The 18,773-nt window shown below is 45.6% G+C and carries 17 protein-coding genes; 11 read left to right on the forward strand and 6 right to left on the reverse strand.

The features are described from left to right. The first annotated feature begins 173 nt into the window (after window positions 1-173). The 8 genes from B9A32_RS14640 to B9A32_RS14675 all read left to right on the forward strand — a co-directional run bounded on the left by B9A32_RS14640 (window position 174) and on the right by B9A32_RS14675 (window position 8,072). Entirely contained in the window at window positions 174-1,955 is a 1,782-nt protein-coding gene (locus B9A32_RS14640; protein WP_084070200.1) for a hypothetical protein, read from the forward strand. A 23-nt stretch (window positions 1,956-1,978) separates the two neighbouring features. Further along, window positions 1,979-2,620, forward strand: a complete 642-nt coding sequence (locus tag B9A32_RS14645) for a MotA/TolQ/ExbB proton channel family protein (protein WP_084070201.1) — start codon at window positions 1,979-1,981, stop codon at window positions 2,618-2,620. Between the two features lie 2 nt (window positions 2,621-2,622). Further along, window positions 2,623-3,030 carry an ExbD/TolR family protein gene (locus B9A32_RS14650; RefSeq protein ID WP_084070202.1) on the forward strand — a complete coding sequence of 136 codons (408 nt, stop codon included), beginning with the start codon at window positions 2,623-2,625 and terminating at the stop codon, window positions 3,028-3,030. After that, window positions 3,030-3,749 carry an energy transducer TonB gene (locus B9A32_RS14655; RefSeq protein ID WP_084070203.1) on the forward strand — a complete coding sequence of 240 codons (720 nt, stop codon included), beginning with the start codon at window positions 3,030-3,032 and terminating at the stop codon, window positions 3,747-3,749. Before B9A32_RS14650 ends, B9A32_RS14655 begins: the two co-directional genes overlap by 1 nt. A gap of 60 nt (window positions 3,750-3,809) precedes the next feature. Beyond that, on the forward strand, window positions 3,810-5,975 hold the full coding sequence (locus B9A32_RS14660) for a TonB-dependent receptor (protein ID WP_084070204.1): 2,166 nt from the start codon (window positions 3,810-3,812) through the stop codon (window positions 5,973-5,975). Between the two features lie 174 nt (window positions 5,976-6,149). Then, complete coding sequence (locus B9A32_RS22555; RefSeq protein WP_084070205.1) at window positions 6,150-6,248, forward strand: helix-turn-helix domain-containing protein; 99 nt, start codon at window positions 6,150-6,152, stop codon at window positions 6,246-6,248. Beyond that, complete coding sequence (locus B9A32_RS14670; RefSeq protein ID WP_212637956.1) at window positions 6,232-6,969, forward strand: esterase/lipase family protein; 738 nt, start codon at window positions 6,232-6,234, stop codon at window positions 6,967-6,969. Before B9A32_RS22555 ends, B9A32_RS14670 begins: the two co-directional genes overlap by 17 nt. Before the next feature lie 293 nt (window positions 6,970-7,262). Beyond that, a complete protein-coding gene (locus B9A32_RS14675) occupies window positions 7,263-8,072 on the forward strand; it encodes a substrate-binding periplasmic protein (protein WP_170923850.1) in 810 nt (269 codons plus the stop codon). Window positions 8,073-8,197: 125 nt separating this feature from the next. Here B9A32_RS14675 and B9A32_RS14680 read toward each other — a convergent pair whose 3' ends face one another. Then, the gene (locus tag B9A32_RS14680) at window positions 8,198-9,289 is read right to left on the reverse strand and encodes a PAS domain-containing sensor histidine kinase (RefSeq protein ID WP_084070207.1); all 1,092 of its coding nucleotides are present in this window, start codon (window positions 9,287-9,289) and stop codon (window positions 8,198-8,200) included. Window positions 9,290-9,728: 439 nt separating this feature from the next. Here B9A32_RS14680 and B9A32_RS14685 point away from each other — a divergent pair, with 439 nt between their 5' ends. Continuing rightward, window positions 9,729-10,622, forward strand: a complete 894-nt coding sequence (locus B9A32_RS14685) for a hypothetical protein (protein ID WP_084070208.1) — start codon at window positions 9,729-9,731, stop codon at window positions 10,620-10,622. A gap of 126 nt (window positions 10,623-10,748) precedes the next feature. Here the strand turns inward: B9A32_RS14685 and hcp are convergent, their stop codons facing one another. From hcp to sfsA, 4 genes are all read right to left on the reverse strand, one after another. Further along, window positions 10,749-12,464, reverse strand: coding sequence for a hydroxylamine reductase (hcp, locus tag B9A32_RS14690; RefSeq protein ID WP_084070209.1), 1,716 nt, complete (start codon window positions 12,462-12,464; stop codon window positions 10,749-10,751). Between the two features lie 521 nt (window positions 12,465-12,985). Beyond that, a complete protein-coding gene (gene rsgA / locus B9A32_RS14695; RefSeq protein WP_232367176.1) occupies window positions 12,986-13,933 on the reverse strand; it encodes a ribosome small subunit-dependent GTPase A in 948 nt (315 codons plus the stop codon). A gap of 256 nt (window positions 13,934-14,189) precedes the next feature. After that, entirely contained in the window at window positions 14,190-15,971 is a 1,782-nt protein-coding gene (locus B9A32_RS14700; protein ID WP_232367177.1) for an adenylate/guanylate cyclase domain-containing protein, read from the reverse strand. 1 nt (window position 15,972) lies between these two features. Next, entirely contained in the window at window positions 15,973-16,722 is a 750-nt protein-coding gene (gene sfsA, locus B9A32_RS14705) for a DNA/RNA nuclease SfsA (protein ID WP_084070211.1), read from the reverse strand. Window positions 16,723-16,743: 21 nt separating this feature from the next. Here sfsA and B9A32_RS21845 point away from each other — a divergent pair, with 21 nt between their 5' ends. After that, complete coding sequence (locus B9A32_RS21845) at window positions 16,744-16,923, forward strand: hypothetical protein (RefSeq protein ID WP_212637957.1); 180 nt, start codon at window positions 16,744-16,746, stop codon at window positions 16,921-16,923. On the opposite strand, the gene B9A32_RS14710 is transcribed toward B9A32_RS21845, so the two are convergent. Then, window positions 16,911-17,714, reverse strand: a complete 804-nt coding sequence (locus B9A32_RS14710; RefSeq protein ID WP_084070212.1) for a TIGR02757 family protein — start codon at window positions 17,712-17,714, stop codon at window positions 16,911-16,913. The genes B9A32_RS21845 and B9A32_RS14710 overlap by 13 nt on opposite strands. A 109-nt stretch (window positions 17,715-17,823) precedes the next feature. Between B9A32_RS14710 and proC the strand changes: the two genes are divergently transcribed. Beyond that, a complete protein-coding gene (gene proC, locus B9A32_RS14715; protein ID WP_084070213.1) occupies window positions 17,824-18,675 on the forward strand; it encodes a pyrroline-5-carboxylate reductase in 852 nt (283 codons plus the stop codon). Window positions 18,676-18,773: the final 98 nt, after the last annotated feature.

The raw sequence follows: 18,773 nt of genomic DNA on the forward strand, positions 1-18,773 counted from the left end.
ATAGATAAAGCCACAATCCAAAATGAGATAATTCGTTTTTTTGATCTCCCATGGGTTGTGTTCACAGTGCCCGATAAAAAAGCCACGAAGGCAAGATGCAGATGCAAAATCTGTCATGCCTTGGTGGCTTTTTTTATTGGGCATTTTTTTTTGCAAAAGGAGATTCTGATGCAATGAAATATCTCATTTCCCGTCTGGCCTTCATCATGTTTATGGCTTTTATCAGTCAATTTTCCTGTGGAATTGTGTTTCCGGATTTGGTGTCGGCAAAAGAGACATTGGTTGAAAAAGATGACAACAAAGATGGCATCATCGACCGGAAAGCCTTTTTTAATGCAGATAAGAAAATCATCCGCCTTGAAATTGACAAGGATGGAGATGGGCTGTTTGAACGGGTCCAGTACTATGGCAATGAAAAGCTGATCCGCATTGAAAGGGATCTTGATCTAAACGGGACCATGGATTGCATTGATCATTATTCAAATGAAAAAAGAGTTCGGCAGGAACAATTGGATCCCAATGGAAAACCCATTCAACTCACTGTTTTTGACACAAAGGGCCTTGTGCTTTCTGTGAAAAAAGACACCGGTGGAAACGGGGTCTTTGATCATTTTTTAACCTATTCCCAGGGGATCATCGTTTCATCAAAACAAGATTTAAATGGGGACGGTATCATGAATGTCCAGGTACTTTATCGCAAGGGCCTGCCTGTGGAAGAGACCAGAGACAGCAACGGAGACGGCATTGTTGATACCAGGATCTGGTTTGACGCCAAGGGAACTCCCCAAAAAAGTACCCATGACCTTGATGAAGACGGAAAAATGGAAACAAGTCGCCGATATAAAGACGGAAATCTTGTGTGTCAAAAAGAGGATAAAAACCTTGACGGCATTGCCGATACCGTCCTGAAGCTGCGTAACGGCCATGCGATATACAGGGAGAAAGACACCAACCTGGACGGGACCATGGATCAGGTTACCAAGTTTGTAAAGGGCACACCAAAATCCCGGACCCGGGACATGAACTTTGATGGTAAAAATGATTTTTTCTGCACCTTTGACACAAAGGGCCGTCCCCTTGAAATAAAACAGGATAAAAATTTTTCCGGCACCATTGATACGGTTTCCCGGTTTAAAAACGGCGTCATGCAACAGGTAACATGGGATACCAACCAGGATGGCCATTTTGACACCACAACCCATTATAAAAAAGGCAAAATGCAGCTCCAGACCATGGACACCAATCAAGATAATCGTCCGGACATTAAAATGTTTTTTAATTCCCAAGAAGAAAAAGAACGTGTGGAAACAGATTCCAACCACGATGGACAAACAGACACCTGGCAATACTACGCCCATGGGTCGCTCATTCGCATGGAAACCGATGAAAGTGGTAACACAAAAATAGACTGCAAGGTTTTTTATAAAAACAATCTTCGCCATAAATTGATTAGAGACAGTGATAATGACGGTTTTTTTGAGCTGACACAGATATTCACCCACCCGGAATGGACCATGGTGGTCACCCGGGACGACACCCGGGACGGGGTACCGGAAGCTTCCTTTTATTACCAAGACGGTGTACTTCGTCTAAAAGAGATTGATGACAATTGGGATGGCCGCATTGATTTTAGGGAAACATTCAACAAGCAAGGAAAATTACTTCACAGTGTGGAAGATTCCGCCGGCACCGGAAAGCTTGATATCACCTGGTTCTATGATGAAAACGAACAGGTGGTAAGGGGGGAACATGACACCACAGGGGATAGCCGGGTGGATACCTGGTATTTTTACCGGCATGGCACGCTTGTCTCTGTTGAGGCCGATGAAAATGGCGATGGAAAGGCTGATATATGGGAAACCTATGATGAATCAGAGGCCTTGTTAAAACGGGAAAAAGATCTGGATTTTGACGGCATCGCCGATGTGAACACCATGGGTAATGATGCCGCATGACGATCATTTAAAAGGAAATAAAGATGATGGATTTTTTATCAATTGATTTTGGTGCATTCATTGCCAAGGGTGGCGTACTTGTTATTCCCATTTTGATCTGTTCCGTGCTGGCCTTTGCCATTTTTCTGGAGCGCTTGATTTATTACGCCCGAATGAAAAGCCGGGGAACCGGACTTGCACAAAGTGTTGTCCGGTTGCTGGCCCAGGAAAAAGATGAAGAGGCACTGAATACTGCGGCCCAAAGCCGTTCTCCCATGGGAAGAGTTCTTGCCCGGGCCATTGATGCCAAAGCGTGTGACCGCGAAACCCTGGAAACCGTAATTGTCAATGCCACAGAGGAAGAGGTCAAAGACCTTTCAACCCATATCCAGACCCTTGCCACCATTGGAAACATTGCCCCGCTTCTGGGGCTTCTGGGCACGGTGATCGGAATGATCAAGGCGTTCATGGTCATCCAGGAAATGGGCGGCAAAGTCAATGCCTCGGTGCTGGCAGGGGGGATCTGGGAAGCCATGCTGACCACGGCCCTGGGACTTGCAGTGGCACTTCCCACCATGGTTGCCCACAGTTATCTTATCGGGCGTGTGGACAGATATGAAGCCCGGCTGCAAAGTGGTTCCGTGGCGTTCATCAAACACATCGGACAACAGCACAACAGGAGATAATCATGCTGGTTCATCGCAAAAAACGACCCAGATATGAAATTCAGGCACCTTTGACCTCTCTCATCGACATTGTGTTCATGCTGCTCATCTATTTCATGCTCACCACCAATTTCATGGTGGATGAAGGGATCAAGATCAAACTGCCCCAGGCAAGGGCCGCAGCTCCCCAGAAATCCCAGGAGATCACCTTGTATGTGGATAAGGAGGGCCGGGCCTGGCTCAATGAAAAAGAGGTTGCCCATGATCGGCTGTTTAAAATGTTAAAGGAAAAAATTGCCGGGGGAAAAGATCAACTGGTGATTGTAAAGGCGGATCGTTCGGTGATGCTGAACAAAGCCGTCAAGGTCATGGACATTGCCAAGGCTGCGGGGGCCGCACGACTTTGCCTTGCAACGGAAAAGGATTTTTAGTGGATCATACAAAAGAATTCCAGCAGGTGGCATCTGTATCTGAACAAAATAAAAAAATGGTGTTCTGGGCAACGCTGTGTCTTTCTTTGTTGATTCATTTATGGATGTCTGTGCATATTTCAAGGCTTTACAGCTCTGAGTCCCCGGTTGTCATTGAGTTGAGCATGAAAGACATATCAAAACCCTTTGTCAGAAATATCCCCCGCCCCAGAATGAGACACCGGGCCCCCCGGATAACAGACGTTAAACATCAAGAAATCCAAGAAAGACGTACCCCGCCCATGAAAATTCCCCTGAACGAGCCCCGGGTCAATTCCCCTCTCATCCAGGGAATTTCTGTTCCAAAAATTCCCATGGCCGGGCCTGTTCCGGAATCCAGCGTGGCCGGTACCATGGGTTTGGCCCCCATGGAGGCACCACCGGCCTATTTCACAAAAAAAGATTATTTTGACATGATGCGCATGAAAATTGAAGGCAATAAAATCTATCCGGAAAAAGCAAGACGTCTGCATCAACAGGGAAATGTCCGGGTCTTTTTTGTTATTGATTCTGCCGGGAGAGTATCTTCGTTAAAAATAGTCAAACCCTCAAAATACCCCATGTTAAACCAGGCGGCATTAAAAGCCGTGGAAAAATCTGTTCCTTTTCCCCGACCTCCTTCATCACTTTTCAAGGGAGATCTGAAACTGGAGCTGACCATACAGTTTGAACTTAGATAAGCCAGATTCCTGAAATCCAACCCTTTGTTTCAATTCAATATTACATGGAGGAAAAACCCGATGAACAACAAAACAACCCGGAGACTGTTATCGCTTATGGTGGTGATTTTCTCTCTTTTGAACGCACCTGCCCGGGCTGATGAAAAGGAAACAGTTTACGATGCCGGAGAGATACAGGTAACAGCCCGGGACAGTACCGAAACCCTTTTGTACCTTCCTGAAAAAAATATCATTGATGTTACAACCTATGAGTCCACATCCATGGTTCAAAATATCAGTGACATTGTCAGAGACCAGGTTATCGTGGATTTCCAGGGTGGATCTGATCTTGTTCCCGATGATGACACTTTGTTTTTGAGGGGGTTCAGCAGCAAACGTTTTGTAACGGCCCTGGACGGCACCACCCTTAGAAAAACCGGGGGAAGAAAATCAAGCCATATTGTGGATTATGCCCTTTTGCCTCCTTTTCTCATGGAAAGCATTGAAATCCTGCCCGGTCCCCACTCCTGTCTCTATCCGGGTAAAAGCATTGGCGGGGTGTTGAATCTGGTGACTAAGGCCCCACAAAGACATGAATCCTTAAAACCCACTATTAATTTATCCACAGGTTTTTCATCCTATGGTACCCAGAATCACAGCCTCAGTGTGGAAGGCGGATACGACTCATTCACCTATGATGTGGGAATCCAGAAGTATGCAACAGACGGCTATCTTAGAAACAATGCCGCCGACATTGACACGGTTTTCAGCCGACTGGGTTATATTACACCGTCCAATGGTTATGTCACGTTGAGCGCTTCTTACACAGATGCCGACCGGGAAATCCCCATCAACAATAATCCAGATGATCCAGATACAGACTATGACAATGATTATCCAGTGGTTTCCACGTCACCTTTTAACCACTGGGCAGATCCCACCTGGGATAAAATTGCCACTTCATATCGCATGGACGCCAATCTTCCATCACAGTTTGGAAACTGGAAGGCCAGTGCCTTTTACAGTGAAGAAAACCGGAATCGGCAATATTATGACTGGATAAACAGCAAAGATCACTCCCTGGGCATTACCGATGCTTCCTGGGACACCAAATGGAAACAACAGGGTGGGAAAATCCAGAATGAATTTGCCCTTGCCAAAGGCCATACCACCACCCTTGGCATGGAGCTGGAACAATGCTTTGACGGATATGGTACAACGGCCCTGTGGAGTGCTGCCCATGATTATGAGAAGCGTATAGACATTCTGTCCGGTTTTGCCCAGCATCAATGGCAGGTGATACCGTCCCTGACAGTGACGGCGGGGATGCGATACGAAACCGTGGATATCCGTGTGGGCAATTATTCTTCAAGTTCCGGTGCCATTTTCATCACGGATCAGCCCAAATGGATTGATCGCAGTTTTGACGGCTGGCTCCCCAAATCCTGGATTAACTATGAGCTGGATAGATGGGCAGAGTGCCTCAGGGACAGTTCAATTTCCCTGGGTGTCAGCCGAATATGGCGGGCGCCAGACTACCATGGAGATTACAATCCCCAGGGAAGACCTGCCGGTGCATGGCTGGACCCGGAACACGGTATCGGATGTGACCTGGTTTTTTCCAGACGCGTGTTCAATGATATAACAATGAAACTCAATTACGCCTGGTACAACATAAAAGATTATATTGCCACCAACAAAACCTATTCCGAGTATACGCCAAGCAAAACCAATAAAGTGACTCCCGGACTTGAGTACAAGGATTATAAAATCAATCTTGACAGGGTGGTTCGCCACGGCATTGAGTTGCAGTTCAGCGGTCATCTCACAGACACCCTTTCGTTCATGGCCGGATATGCCTGGCAACGGTTTGAAAACAAAGGGGGAGAGCCCGCCGGAGAAACCGAGCTGGACAACAGGGCCAAAAATCGCATCAATGCAGGTTTTACATGGAATTTTCTGGAAAACACTTCTCTTATTGTGGATTATGAATTCCAGGATGAACAGGTCATTGAGCAGGCAGACGAAGTAGCACCGGATGAATGGGCCTTTGACTCAATTGCCGTTGATGCCTATCACCGGGTGGATCTTGCCGTGTCCCAGGTTCTTTTTAAAAAATGGGGCAGCATGTCCGACGGCACTTTGAAAGTATATGCCGGAAATGTTTTTAATGAAACCTATGAGGATGCCGACGGTTATCCGGCAACGGACAGAACCTTTGGCATTGGTTTCAGTGTGAATATGTAACCGGGCACTTTTTCAATCTGTACGGGCGAAGTTCGCCCCAGAACTTGGCAAAACAAATAGATAAAATTTACAGTGAATGAAGATTTTTAGCCCAAAAGACATCTTGACTATTACTCTATTCGGTTATAAAAATCAGAATCTCAACTGGCTGAAAAACTTGGGATCCGTCAAAATATGATCAGTGACTATGAAAGAGGAAAACGCCGCCTTACATCTGACATGGCAAAACGGATTGCACAAACGCTTAAAATTAAAATTGAAATATTATCTTAATTCGAAACAGCTGCTCGTAATATTTATTGTTTTCACCATTTCGGGTTTTACCGGAATTGCCACGGCTGAAGTTGGAAAGGTGGTATTGCTCCATGGCCTTGCAAGGTCAAACGCCTCCATGAATGGGTTACAGGAAGCACTTCAAAACAAAGGGTTTGATACCTGTAATATTGATTATCCTTCAAGAAAATATCCCATTGAAGTGCTTGCAAAAGACCATGTGTTGCCCCAAATTCAAAAATGCTTTGGAAATCTCAATTCTCAAATATGTTTTGTGACCCATTCAATGGGCGGCATCATTGTCCGGTATCTGTCTGGAAAAAAATTAATACCTCACATGGGCCGGGTGGTAATGCTCAGTCCGCCAAATCAAGGCAGTGAAATTGTTGACCGGCTTGGTGGAACAAAGCTTTTTCAACTTATCAATGGGCCTGCGGGCGCACAGTTAGGCACAGATAATAACAGTATGCCGTTGCGATTGGGGGCAGCAGATTTTGAGGTGGGTATCATCACCGGAAACCGATCAATTAATCTGATTTTGTCCTTATTAATCCAAGGCAAGGATGATGGGAAAGTATCAATAGAGCGTGCAAAACTTCAAGGAATGAAGGATTTTATGGTTTTGCCCTCTGCCCATCCTTTTATAATGAAAAGCAGCATGGCCATAAAGCAGACTATATACTTTTTGAATCATGGAAATTTTAAAAAAATTAAAGAATGAAAATCCAGAGAACGGATATATCCTGTTAAGAGCATGCCCGGGCAATCTACGGTCCTGGGCCGGGAAAACGACTGGACATAAGTTGGCCACAACAGTATAATAGTACTATGGTGTTTGGGCATCCAGCTCTCCAAAGAGAATCTGCCCATGAGCTGAGTTTATATCTTGAAATATTATAGTTTTTGTTGCTGAAAATTCACTCCACAATATCCTTCCGCATATAGTCTTTTTGTCTGCCTCTTATGATAGAGAGCTGAATGGTTTTTACAATTTTTTTTAAAAAGGGGGAAACCATGACATCAAGAATTCTTGTATCCGTAATCATTAGTTTATTTATCGCGGTTCATGCCTTTGCCGGAGAACGGCAAATGAACCTTCTGAGCCTTGAATGGGAACCTTATTCGGGCTCTCAAATGAGCAAAAATGGTTTTGTTTCCAGTGTCATTATCCAGGCCTATAAAAAGGCAGGATATAAAGTAGACATAACCTTTAAGCCGTGGAAGTATGCGCTGGAAATTGCAAAAAAAGGGGGCGCTGATGGTGTATTCCCTGCGTATCATGTTGCAGAAAGGGAGGCGTCTTTTATTTTTTCCGATGAGATCTGTAAAAGTCCTCTGGGATTGTGCAAAAGAAGAAAGATTATTCATCCGTCTCCCGGAGGTGGTGTGGTAAAAGGGGGAGTAAATATTGAATTTATGACTGATCCCAGAATTGATCAGGTGCGGGCACTGATGGATTTGAAATCTTATAAATTCGGAGTAGTTAAAGGCTATGCCAATACCCAGGAATTTGATGCAGCTAATTTTCTTGTGAAAGTACAGGCCCTGAGTGACGAAGCCAATATTGGACAGCTCCTGGGGGATAAGGTGCAACTGATAGTCATTGACAAGTATGTTGCACGAAATATAATGATCAGAAAATTTCCCTGGTTTGCAGGAGAAGTTGAATTCATGCATCCGGCATTATCCCTCAAGGGGCTTTATCTTGCCGTCTCCAGAAATGTTAAAAACCCAGAAGAAAAGATCCAGGCTTTTAATGCCGGTTTACAGATCTTAAAACAGGACGGTGTTTTCGCAACTTTGATGCAGCAGTATGGATTTTGAACAGTAATTTTTCTGTGTCTGGGTTGATGTTTTCTTAAATTTTAACCCTCCTGAGTTAAAAAATCAGGGGGGCTGTCGTTTTTTTTTGAAGGATTAAAGATATGGGTGGTATAGCCTGGAAACTTTCAAGATTCCGGGGAGTCTTCAGTTGCCTGCTCAATATCTATGATTTTTTGACCTCCAATATACTCTTTGGTCCGGGTATTGGTGATGTTCATCAACTTCAGGGAAATTTCACCCATACGAAGGGCATTGTCCCTGATTTTAATAAGATCTTTATATATGATGGCATCTGGATCACACTCCTCAATGGCAAAATTGATAAAAAGCTGGATTGCAGCCAGGGGCTGGTTCATTTCATGGCAGATGGCACCGGCTATTTCAAGAACACCCTGGAGTTTTTGTTGATTTAAAGCTTCCTGTTCCATCTGTTTTCTAAGGGTGATGTTTCTTCCCACTCCACGGAAGCCAAGAAGAAATCCCTCTTCACTGAAAAATGGTCTGCTGCTCACCTCTATGATAAGTTTTTTACCATTTTTGTGCGTAAAAGGCAGTTCCCGGGAAATAACAGCGGAAGGAATTTCCAGATCATTTTTTTTGAACTGTGGCCACTTTGCAGCATCTGATTCAGGCAAAAAATCATGGATAGATCGTCCCAACAGCTCCTCTGCGCTGTATCCAAGCATCTTTTGGGTAAAGGCATTAGAAAAAGTATATATGCCCAAAGCGTTGGTTTCCCAAATCCACTCCTCCACGGACTCAACAAGATTTTGACAGCGAGCCTGGGTTTGAAAAAGATCCTTTTCCATCAATTTTCGTTCTGTGATATCAAATATGGCACCATCCAGCCATAACAGCTCTCCATCATTTCCGAAAAAACCTTGTCCTTTTTCAAAAACCCATTTGATATTACCGTGAATGTCCACCATTCGGTATTCAATTAAAAAGGCCTTTTTCTGTCGGATTTGATTCATAATACCGGTTCGAAGTTTTTCCCTGTCATCGGGATGGATAATCATATCAAAGTCATTTTGTCCGGAATCCATAAAGCGGGATGCCGGATAACCGGTGAGTTCTTCAATCTGATCGGAAATATATTCCACTACAAATTGATTTTTCATATCATATAAGTCATTTTGCTTTCCTTTATAAATCCCACGGTAAAGAATTCCCGGTATGTTGGAAAGCATTGCATCAAGTTTTTTGTCACTGGACATTGGGTTGTCTTTCAAAGGAGTACCTCTTCAGCTTATTTTTCGAAAAAGTTACGTTCAACTCTTCGCCAAGGAGTCCCCTTCTGAATTTATTATTCAGGAGAGGCAATTGACTTATCCAAAGAATAGATGATTTGTTGTTGTGCAGATCGCCTGGCAATGGAAGCTGATACTCTAAATACGTGGGAATGCTGTTTTTTTAAAAGTTTGTTTTTTACAAGTAGAGGTGCCCATGTACGTCTGTTTCTTTAAAACATATTGAAGTATACAAAGAATGTCAATATCTGCTGGAATGCTTATGGTTGACAAATAAGAGGATATTGCCATAAACTGATAATGGTTCAGTCATTTAATTTGTTTTATTCTATAATGGATTTCCACATTGTGATTGTCATGTCGGCGTATAACAAAACGAGACCTCAGACGATGAAGGAGGAATGCCATGGGAACAATGTTTAAAAAAGACGGAACCCTTAATTTTCCAGACATGGAAGAACAGGTTCGGCATCAAGCAATTAGAAAAGATCATAAATCTGTTGTCAAATCAGCCTTTTGCCCCCAGGGTCATGATCTTATGAGTTCAGTCAAAATTGACGGGTATAAAGGAATTCACTTTATTTATCAAGAACAGAAAACCGGCAGAGAAGCAGATATTGTCATCACTGCCGTTGTGGGGGATTGCACCAAAGTTTATCTGAATGGAGAACCCTTTCAAAAAGATGAAATCGTAAATGTTCTTTGTCCCACATGCAGGGAGGCGCTGCCCAATCACGGCTTGTGTGAATGCGGTGTCCATGATTATCTTTTTTTCCTTGACCAGAAGCTAAGCATGGATTGTGCTCAAACCTTTTGCGCCCGCATTGGGTGTGTCAGTGGCAGTAAACTGCATCTGTCAAGGGATGACGCCTCTGTGATTGAGCAAATGGAGAGCCATGTCGTTACAGCGGGCTATTGTTCCAACGGTCACAGCCTCATAAGCGATGTTAAAATTGACCAATATCCGGGGATTGGCTTAATTTACAAAAGCCTTGATCAAGAAAAAGAGGCAGAAATTGTTATTTCCGCCACCATTGGAGAAACACACAAAGCAATATTAAAAGGTGAGGCCTTTGAAAAAGGAGAGGCGGTGAATGTTTGTTGCCCCACATGCCGGGAAGAACTTCCCATTTTATTTGATTGCAGGTGCGGTGCGCCAATTTATATGTTTTTTCTGGACCGGGATCTGCACTTTAATCGGGGACAGGCTTTTTGTTCAAGGGTCGGTTGTGCGGAAAGCAGTCGTACTTTGTTGTCCAAGCAGGCCCTGAAAGAGTTCATGGTAACTCAAATTCCTTGACCTACCTGACCATTTAAACACCATGGTATGCTTAAATGATCCCCCGGGCACTTAAAACAAAACAGGGCAAGCACTTCAATTCAATGAAACACTGAAAGCACTTGCCCTGGGAAGGGGGGATGGAAATTATTTTCCCTGCATCATGGCATCAATATCACCCTGTACATCCCCAATGGGTTTAATATCAAAATTTTCCACCAGCACGTTGAGTACAGTGGGGGAAACAAAGGCTGGAAGAGATGGGCCAAGGCGGATACCTTTCACCCCGAGAAAGAGCAGGGCCAGAAGAACCGCCACCGCTTTTTGCTCATACCATCCAATGTCAAAGGAGATGGGCAGGTCATTGATATCTTCCAGCTCAAAAACTTCTTTGAGTTTCAGGGCGATTACGGCCAGTGAGTAAGAGTCATTGCACTGTCCTGCATCAAGAACCCTGGGAATACCACCGATATCACCAAGATTGAGCTTGTTGTAGCGATACTTGGCGCATCCTGCCGTGAGTATAATGGTATCTTCAGGTAATTTTTCCGCAACTTCCGTAAAATAACCGCGGCCTTTCTGTCTGCCGTCACACCCTGCCATGACCACAAAACGTTTCACAGCACCTGATTTAACAGCATCCACAACCTTGTCTGCCAGGGCCATGACCTGATTATGGGCAAAGCCACCCACGATGGTTCCGGTTTCAATCTCTGTGGGGGGCGCACATTTTTTGGCCACCTCAATGACCTTGGAAAAATCTTTGGCCTTTCCATCTTCACGCTCCGCCACATGGATCAAACCGGGATAAGCCACCACCCCTGTGGTGAAAATGCGATTTTTATATGTATTTTTGTTTTTTATGGGGATAATGCAGTTGGTGGTCATCAAAATGGCGCCGTTAAAGGTTTCAAAATCCTCATTTTGTTTCCACCAGGAGCTGCCGTAGTTCCCCTTTAAATGTTCATATTTCTTAAAAGCAGGATAATAATTGGCAGGCAGCATCTCTCCATGGGTGTACACATCCACCCCTGTGCCCTGGGTCTGTTTTAACAGCTCTTCCATGTCTTTTAAATCATGGCCGCTGATGAGGATACCGGGTTTGTCCCCCACACCGATGTTGACCTCGGATATTTCCGGGTTACCATAGGCCGTGGTATTGGCTTCATCCAGGGCAGCCATGGTGGAAACAGAGCATTCTCCGGCCTTCATCACCATACCCACCATCTCGTCCACAGAAAGATCTTCTGTGGTGGAAACCAGGGCTTTAATGATAAAATCGTAAATTTCATCCTTTTCCACACCCAGCACTGCGGCATGGTCTGCATAGGCGGCAATGCCCTTAATACCGAGAATTAACAGTTCCCGAAGAGATCGGACATCTTCGTTTTCCGTGGCAAGGATTCCCACGGTTTTGGCCTTTGCCTGGTAATCAGAGCCACCATTGCCCATCCACAGGGCAGACTCATGCATCACTGTTTCTCTGGCCGCTTCCGGGGCCTGGGCAAACATCCCCACAATTTTTTGCCACAATGAGGTTTTGGGGGCACCTGGAGCCAATGCGTCAAATTTATTTTTCAGCTCTTTTTTAAGGGCCAAAGATTGATCTATCCAGTGGGTCAGGCTGGTATCATCAAAATTGGCATTGGTGATGGTGGTAAAAAGAGCCTTGGAGATAAAGCGTCCCACATCATACCCCACTTCAGCGCCTTGTTCCTTGAGACCCTGGGACAGAACGGCGATGCCCTTGAGGTTATAGATCAACAGATCCTGAAGATTGGATGTGGTTTCTTCTTTCCCACATACGCCTTTTATTGTACAGCCTTTTCCTTTTGCGGTTTCCTGGCATTGAAAACAAAACATATTGACACCTCCGTTTAGGTTTGGGGTTATTTTCATTTATGGTTTTTAATATATCCCCTGGGAAGGATCATTTCCTTGATCTGGATCAAGTTTGTTTATTTTTTTATAACGAGCACGTCCTGTGGGACACAACAAATATAGGGTCGTAGACGCGGAGCCAAATGGTATTATACCGCCGCCCCCCCGATGGGCAATGGGCCCGGACCGGAACTGTAGACAGCTCAATTGTCCGGTTCCTATTACCCATCGGGGGGGGCGGCTCTGCTGAGGTTGCCCTGAAATTTTATTTTCTAATAACTCAACTTTCGGGCTTCATTTCAAAGCCAGCATTTTTAAATGTACCGATGGGCTCAATGTGCCGACGGGGTCAGGCTTTTGTTATTGATGTTATCGACCAAGGCCTTTGCCAACGAAAAAAGTCTCGATAATGTCAATAACGAAAGCCTGACCCTACCACGAAATGCGAACACCGAAAGTTGAGCTAATAAAAACTGCCATGGGCAGATCTTATTCTCTCTACACTATCGCCGGGTTTTAAACCTTGCCTCGCCAGCTTCAAGCTGGTCAAGAATTTCCAGATAAGTGGTGTAACGTTCCTGGGAAATTTTTCCTTCCTGGAGCAATGTTGAGACGCTGCACCCGGGTTCGGTGCGGTGACGGCAGTCCCGGAAACGACAGGGCGTTTCCATGGCCTGTTCAAATCCCGGAAAATATCCCGCAAGATCCCGGGGGGAAACATCCACCAGTCCAAACTCGTTGAATCCGGGGGTATCCACAAGTTCTCCACCGCCTTTAAGTGTATGAAGGGTGGAAACAGTGGTGGTATTGCATCCTCTGTTCCCTGCTTCAAAAAGCTCCCCCACCCTTAGATCCAGTTCCGGGCAAATGGCATTGAGCAAGGAACTTTTACCCACCCCTGTGATGCCCACAAAAAAGCTGCGAAATCCCTGAGCCATGAACTCTTCCAGCGCATCAAGACCCTGGCCTGTCACAGCACTCACCACAAAAACATCCACAATATCCTTATAAATGGCGCAGGTCTCGGCAATGAATTTTTCAGATTCTTTAAGATCCCCCTTATTGATCACCAGCACAGGCAGCAGATCAGATTCCCTTGCTGTTACCATGGCCTGGTCAATGTAGCCCGGGGTGGGGGACGGCAGATGTGCCACCACCACACAAAGCACATCCAGGTTGGCCCCCACAATTCGAACACTGCCCCGGGAATCCCTTCGGCGCAGCTCTGTTCTGCGTGGCAATCGTGTGAGACGCGGCTCCTGCACAAGCACGTTGTCACCCACCACATGGCCTGCACGCCTTTTTATCTTTACCATCCGCCTTTCTCCGGATTCAAACAAAATATCCACGGCAATACCGTGGTGGGCTACAATTACGCCCTTTTGCTCCGGCGCAGAACAGGAAGTCCCCCCGACATTATCTCTTGATTTTTTTTTTTTCTTATTTTTCAAACGTTATATCTCCTTTCTGCTGATTAAGGCCATTTGTGTCAAAGAATAAGCAGTCTGCTTGTCTTTTTTTCCGGCTTCTGCGTTGTTGCCCCTTCCCATGCATAAAGAACCACTATGTATGGAACGGCCCGCCTTGAATATGAATAAAAATCCTACGCAGCCCGGTAATAGCCTAAACAAAAATCAACGGGGATGTTTAAACACCTTTTTCCCATTCCATGGACAGCTTTTTTTTATTCTCGTTGCAACCATTGCTTTACTGCCCTGGCTCAGATTGTAATTTAATCTTCGAATTTGAAATATGATGTACAGAGGCCAGAACATGAAGCAACACAGGATCGTCTATCCCTTTAAATTGCGATTCAAAGGATCGACATACTTTTAAATCACCTTTTAAATGGCAATACACAGCATCGGAAATCACAATTTCCTCCCCCAGAGCTGTCCCTTGAATACGACTTGTGAGGTTAACGGCAGAGCCCACAATGCCATATTTTTTCCGGGTCTCAGACCCCAGGTTTCCCACAATAACCGGTCCCATGTGGACACCAATGCCCATGTGTATTTCAGGAATTCCTTTTGCTTTGACATCACGGTTGAATTCAATCATCTGCTGCTGCATTTTAACTGCGCACCGGATGGCATTTTGAAGGGTGTCCACCATGCTTTTTTCCGCTAATGAAGAACTGCCGGGCTCAAAAAACACCAGAATACCATCCCCCAGGAAATCAACAATAATACCCTTGTGAATATCAATGATTTCAATAATCAGAGAAAAATAGGCGTTCAACAGATCAATGGTGGTTTCAGGACTCAAACCTTCTGCCATGCGGGTAAATCCCCGAATGTCCGACATCATCACCACCACCTCTTTTCTGACACCTCCCAGTTGACCGGCATCGGGTTGCTGCATCAATTGCCGGGCAAACTCCGGATCCACATAGCGACCAAAGGAATTACGAATAAAATCGCGTTCCTTAAGCCCCTCCACCATGGCATTAAAATTTTCAACAAGCATACCCATCTCATCCCGACTGCTGATATGGATGGGCTCCCCATACTCCCCCCGTGCCACATGCCTCGCCTGTATACAAAGACGCCGGATATTTGTTGTGAGCTTTAACCCATGGGTACGTATCAGAAAAATAACAAGGCAGATGATAAACACCCCGCTCATGCCAAACAGATTACGATATTGAATAATGGGCTTTAAAATATCCTCCCCCCGGCCATAGATGATGATGGTCCATGGCACATTATCCAATTTGTAAAATCCTGCAATGAGTTGTGGGGGGTGCCCCTCACCTGCCACGGTTCCATGAGCTTTGTCTTCCAGAGATTTCAAAATCGCAAGCTCCAGCGGATCATTGGAATCCCCCAGAAAATTACGTCCAACCATGGTAGAATCGGTGTGAAAAAGAAATTTTTGATGACTGTCCACAATGCAGGCCATACCATGCCTGAACCATTCCATACGATCCAGGTGAAGATCATCCATAAGGGCTGAAAATCGCATGGTCAATTCAAGGCGGCCCACCATTTGTTTCTGATCATCCAGAAGATTCAGCAAAAGTGTAAAGGTGGTCCCTGCGGCATCGGCATCATATTCAGGATGAGACACAGCCACCACACGGCTGTGGCGATATGCCCTCATCTGCTTCCAGGGCATACCGGTGAATGTCTTCATGGGCAACGGGCTTTTTTTTCCGGCATAGCTAAAGGTGACCTTCACCACTCCGTCCAGATCTTCCAGAGCCAGGGTCACCATCTCATTAAAAAGGGGAGACTGACCACTGGGAATGGTTTTGTACATCAGTTCAATGAGTTCAACAGGCCTGAGCATACGCATTTCAATGAGATGGGCCGCCCGCTGGAGTTTCAATACAGCAGATTCTTTCCACTGTTCAATCATGGCATCCCGGGTATATAAAAAACTGGCAACACCCCAGATCAAAATAATGGAGAACACCGGCAGCAAGACAAAAACAAACAATCGGCCCTGGAGAGTGTTCAACTTTGACACAGTACCCGTTTTCACTCTATACCCCATTTTTTAGACCTGAAATGTGGGACAAAGGGGCGAGCGTCACGGGTAGAGCGCCCCCCATGGAAATCATCTCCCGGGTCATCACAGCACTTCTGGCAATCACTTCCACACCGTTTTCAACCACCCGGACCAGAGCATCGGCATACACCGGATCAATGTCTGCAGCAGGCGTAAAACTATTGGCATCCATGCGCTGAACCAAAAAGAAAATAACTCCCCTGTGGCCTTGGGCAACCAGACGTTCCAGCTCAAAAAGGTGCTTTTGACCCCGGGTGGTCACCGCATCGGGAAACCGGGCCACCCCCTCCTCCACCAATGTGCAGTTTTTAACCTCCACGTAGCATTTTTCCCCATGCTCTCCGGTGAGCAGTATATCAAGCCGGGTATGTTCACCGGTTTTAATTTCCGGCTTAAACTGAGAGTAACCCGATAATTCCGGCACAAGCCCCTGGGCAATGGAGGCCGTCACAAGTTTGTTGGGTATCAGGGTATTGATACCAATGAGGGTGGTGGGCATCTCCATGAGTTCCCAGGTATATTTAAGTTTTCTTTTGGGATTATCACTTTTGGAAAGATAGACCCGTCGCCCGGGCTCACAACAGCCCCGCATGGAGCCTGAATTGGGGCAATGGGCCGTGACCATGGTTCCATCGGTCAATATGACATCCGCCAGAAATCGTTTATATCGTTTCACCAGCACCCCTTCAATTAAAGGGGGCAGTGGGTGGCCTTTATAAGTCATGGCAGTTCTTCCTTGTTTTATATGAAATACTCCGCAAACCGGGGGGGGTATTTCAAACTTTGTTGTGGGCAAAGCCGTATCAGAATACGGTCCGGGACCATTGCCCGTCGGGGGGACGGCGGCATAATGCCATTTTCTCTATTCGGACAGTTGTATGGATATCAATATCACCGAACCGGAAAAGCAGATCATTGTATTTGAATCAAATTTTCCAGATCATGGATATCCATATCAGGATGGATACCGAATCGGGTCAGGGAAAAATCATATTTCACCGGATCATCCGGGCAGAGACGGGCAAATCCCTGTGTTATTTCCCGGACTGTTTTCATGTTGGCCTGTTTTCTTTTTGTAAAGCCTAACATCCGCCCGGCGTTGTGCATGTGGGTGTCCAGGGGAATCATCAATCGGGATGCAGGTACACATGTCCACCCACCGGGGTCCACCGCATCCTTTCTCACCATCCATCGCAAAAACAGACAGCTTCGTTTGCAGGCACTCCCCTTGGCCGGATCTGCCATAAGATGCCCGATATTGCGTTCTCCCTTAATCTGCCGGGTGAAAAATGACAATGCCGGAACAACAGAACTATCTTCCCCGGACTCTCCATGGGCAAAACAGGCCTCCAGGGAGCCATATCGGGTCACCACTTCCCGGATACCTGAAAGCAGATCAATCACATGGGCCCCGGTGGCAAATCGATATTTAAAAGATTCAAAGGATTTCACCATGGCATGATGATCCTCCAGGCACAGATATTCTCTGGGACTTTTACCCATGGGTGCCAGCACCTTTTCAACGGCCTTTAAAATCTGTGCCACCCGCCCATAGGCAAGGGACGAAGCAATGAGGGCAACAATTTCCCTGTCCCGAACATCCGAATATTGATAAAGAAACTGCAATGGATCCGGCTGTACAAGGCTCCGTTTATTGTATTTTTCAAAAACAAACTCAAGCTTTTTTTTCAATACAGAATCAATGGAATCCGGCATAATTGATATCCCTTTCTTTATTTATCTTGACTTCAAACAAGGGCTGATTTTAATATGCCCGGTACCGGAATAAAAACCACATTATCTTGAATAAAGGAAGAGAGCAAGTATGCTGCAAGAAAAGAAAATTGGATTCATTGGAAGTGGAAATATGGGAGAAGCCTTGATCAGCGGACTTGTTCTGTCCAAGGCCACCCGTCCTGAAAATATCATCTGTTCTGATATCAGACAAGAACCCCTGGAAGAAATCAAAGGCAAATACGGCATTCGAACCACCACAGACAACATGGAAGTTGTGGAACAGTCAGAGATTATCATCTATGCCACAAAGCCACAGATCCTTGCATCGGTGCTCAAACAAACATCCCCCGGCCTGGACACCTCCAAACTTGTCATCTCCATTGCAGCAGGGGTGCCCCTTGCCGCCATTGCCGCAGGGCTTGGAAAGGAGCTTCGGCTCATCCGGGTCATGCCCAATATCTGTGCCTTTGTAAAAGAAAGTGCCACAGCCATTGCTGCGGGTAAACACGTAATACCAGGAGACATTGAGCTTGCCAAAGCTGTTTTTGATTCTGTGGGGATCAGTGTCTTTATCCAGGAAAACACCTTGATGGACGCGTTTACCGGACTCAGCGGCAGTGGACCTGCCTATATTTTCATGATCATTGATGCCATGGCCGATGCCGGTGTTAAAATGGGATTATCCCGCAAGGACTCTTTACTGTTATCCACCCAAACGGTTTTAGGAGCTGCCAAACTTCTTATGGAATCAGATGAACATCCCGGCCAGCTTAAAGACAGGGTAACCTCCCCCGGCGGCACTGCCATTGCCGGTATCCATACCCTGGAACAAGGGGGATTAAGGACCACAATGATCAATGCCATTGAAGCTGCCACCAAACGTTCCCTTGAGCTGGGAAGCAACATGGTAAGGCAATTTGAAGAAAATGGATTAAATTAAATATCCTTTCAGAAATACTTTGCAATTTTTTATGGCTGCCACGGGCAGCTTTACTATCTCACCCGTGGCAGCCATATGATCAAAACAACTTAATTTAA

Origin of the sequence: Desulfocicer vacuolatum DSM 3385 (assembly GCF_900176365.1) — a bacterium.
Taxonomy (GTDB): Bacteria; Desulfobacterota; Desulfobacteria; order Desulfobacterales; family Desulfobacteraceae; genus Desulfocicer; species Desulfocicer vacuolatum.

What these genes read in the sequence shown, in the direction of transcription:
- B9A32_RS14640 (WP_084070200.1), top strand. Translation starts at nt 174, where the DNA reads ATGAAATATCTCATTTCCCGTCTGGCCTTCATCATGTTTATGGCTTTT.
- B9A32_RS14645 (WP_084070201.1), top strand. Translation starts at nt 1,979, where the DNA reads ATGATGGATTTTTTATCAATTGATTTTGGTGCATTCATTGCCAAGGGT.
- B9A32_RS14650 (WP_084070202.1), top strand. Translation starts at nt 2,623, where the DNA reads ATGCTGGTTCATCGCAAAAAACGACCCAGATATGAAATTCAGGCACCT.
- B9A32_RS14660 (WP_084070204.1), top strand. Translation starts at nt 3,810, where the DNA reads ATGAACAACAAAACAACCCGGAGACTGTTATCGCTTATGGTGGTGATT.
- B9A32_RS22555 (WP_084070205.1), top strand. Translation starts at nt 6,150, where the DNA reads ATGATCAGTGACTATGAAAGAGGAAAACGCCGCCTTACATCTGACATG.
- B9A32_RS14675 (WP_170923850.1), top strand. Translation starts at nt 7,263, where the DNA reads ATGACATCAAGAATTCTTGTATCCGTAATCATTAGTTTATTTATCGCG.
- B9A32_RS14680 (WP_084070207.1), bottom strand. Translation starts at nt 9,289, where the DNA reads ATGTCCAGTGACAAAAAACTTGATGCAATGCTTTCCAACATACCGGGA.
- B9A32_RS14685 (WP_084070208.1), top strand. Translation starts at nt 9,729, where the DNA reads ATGGGAACAATGTTTAAAAAAGACGGAACCCTTAATTTTCCAGACATG.
- hcp (WP_084070209.1), bottom strand. Translation starts at nt 12,464, where the DNA reads ATGTTTTGTTTTCAATGCCAGGAAACCGCAAAAGGAAAAGGCTGTACA.
- sfsA (WP_084070211.1), bottom strand. Translation starts at nt 16,722, where the DNA reads ATGACTTATAAAGGCCACCCACTGCCCCCTTTAATTGAAGGGGTGCTG.
- B9A32_RS21845 (WP_212637957.1), top strand. Translation starts at nt 16,744, where the DNA reads ATGAAATACTCCGCAAACCGGGGGGGGTATTTCAAACTTTGTTGTGGG.
- B9A32_RS14710 (WP_084070212.1), bottom strand. Translation starts at nt 17,714, where the DNA reads ATGCCGGATTCCATTGATTCTGTATTGAAAAAAAAGCTTGAGTTTGTT.
- proC (WP_084070213.1), top strand. Translation starts at nt 17,824, where the DNA reads ATGCTGCAAGAAAAGAAAATTGGATTCATTGGAAGTGGAAATATGGGA.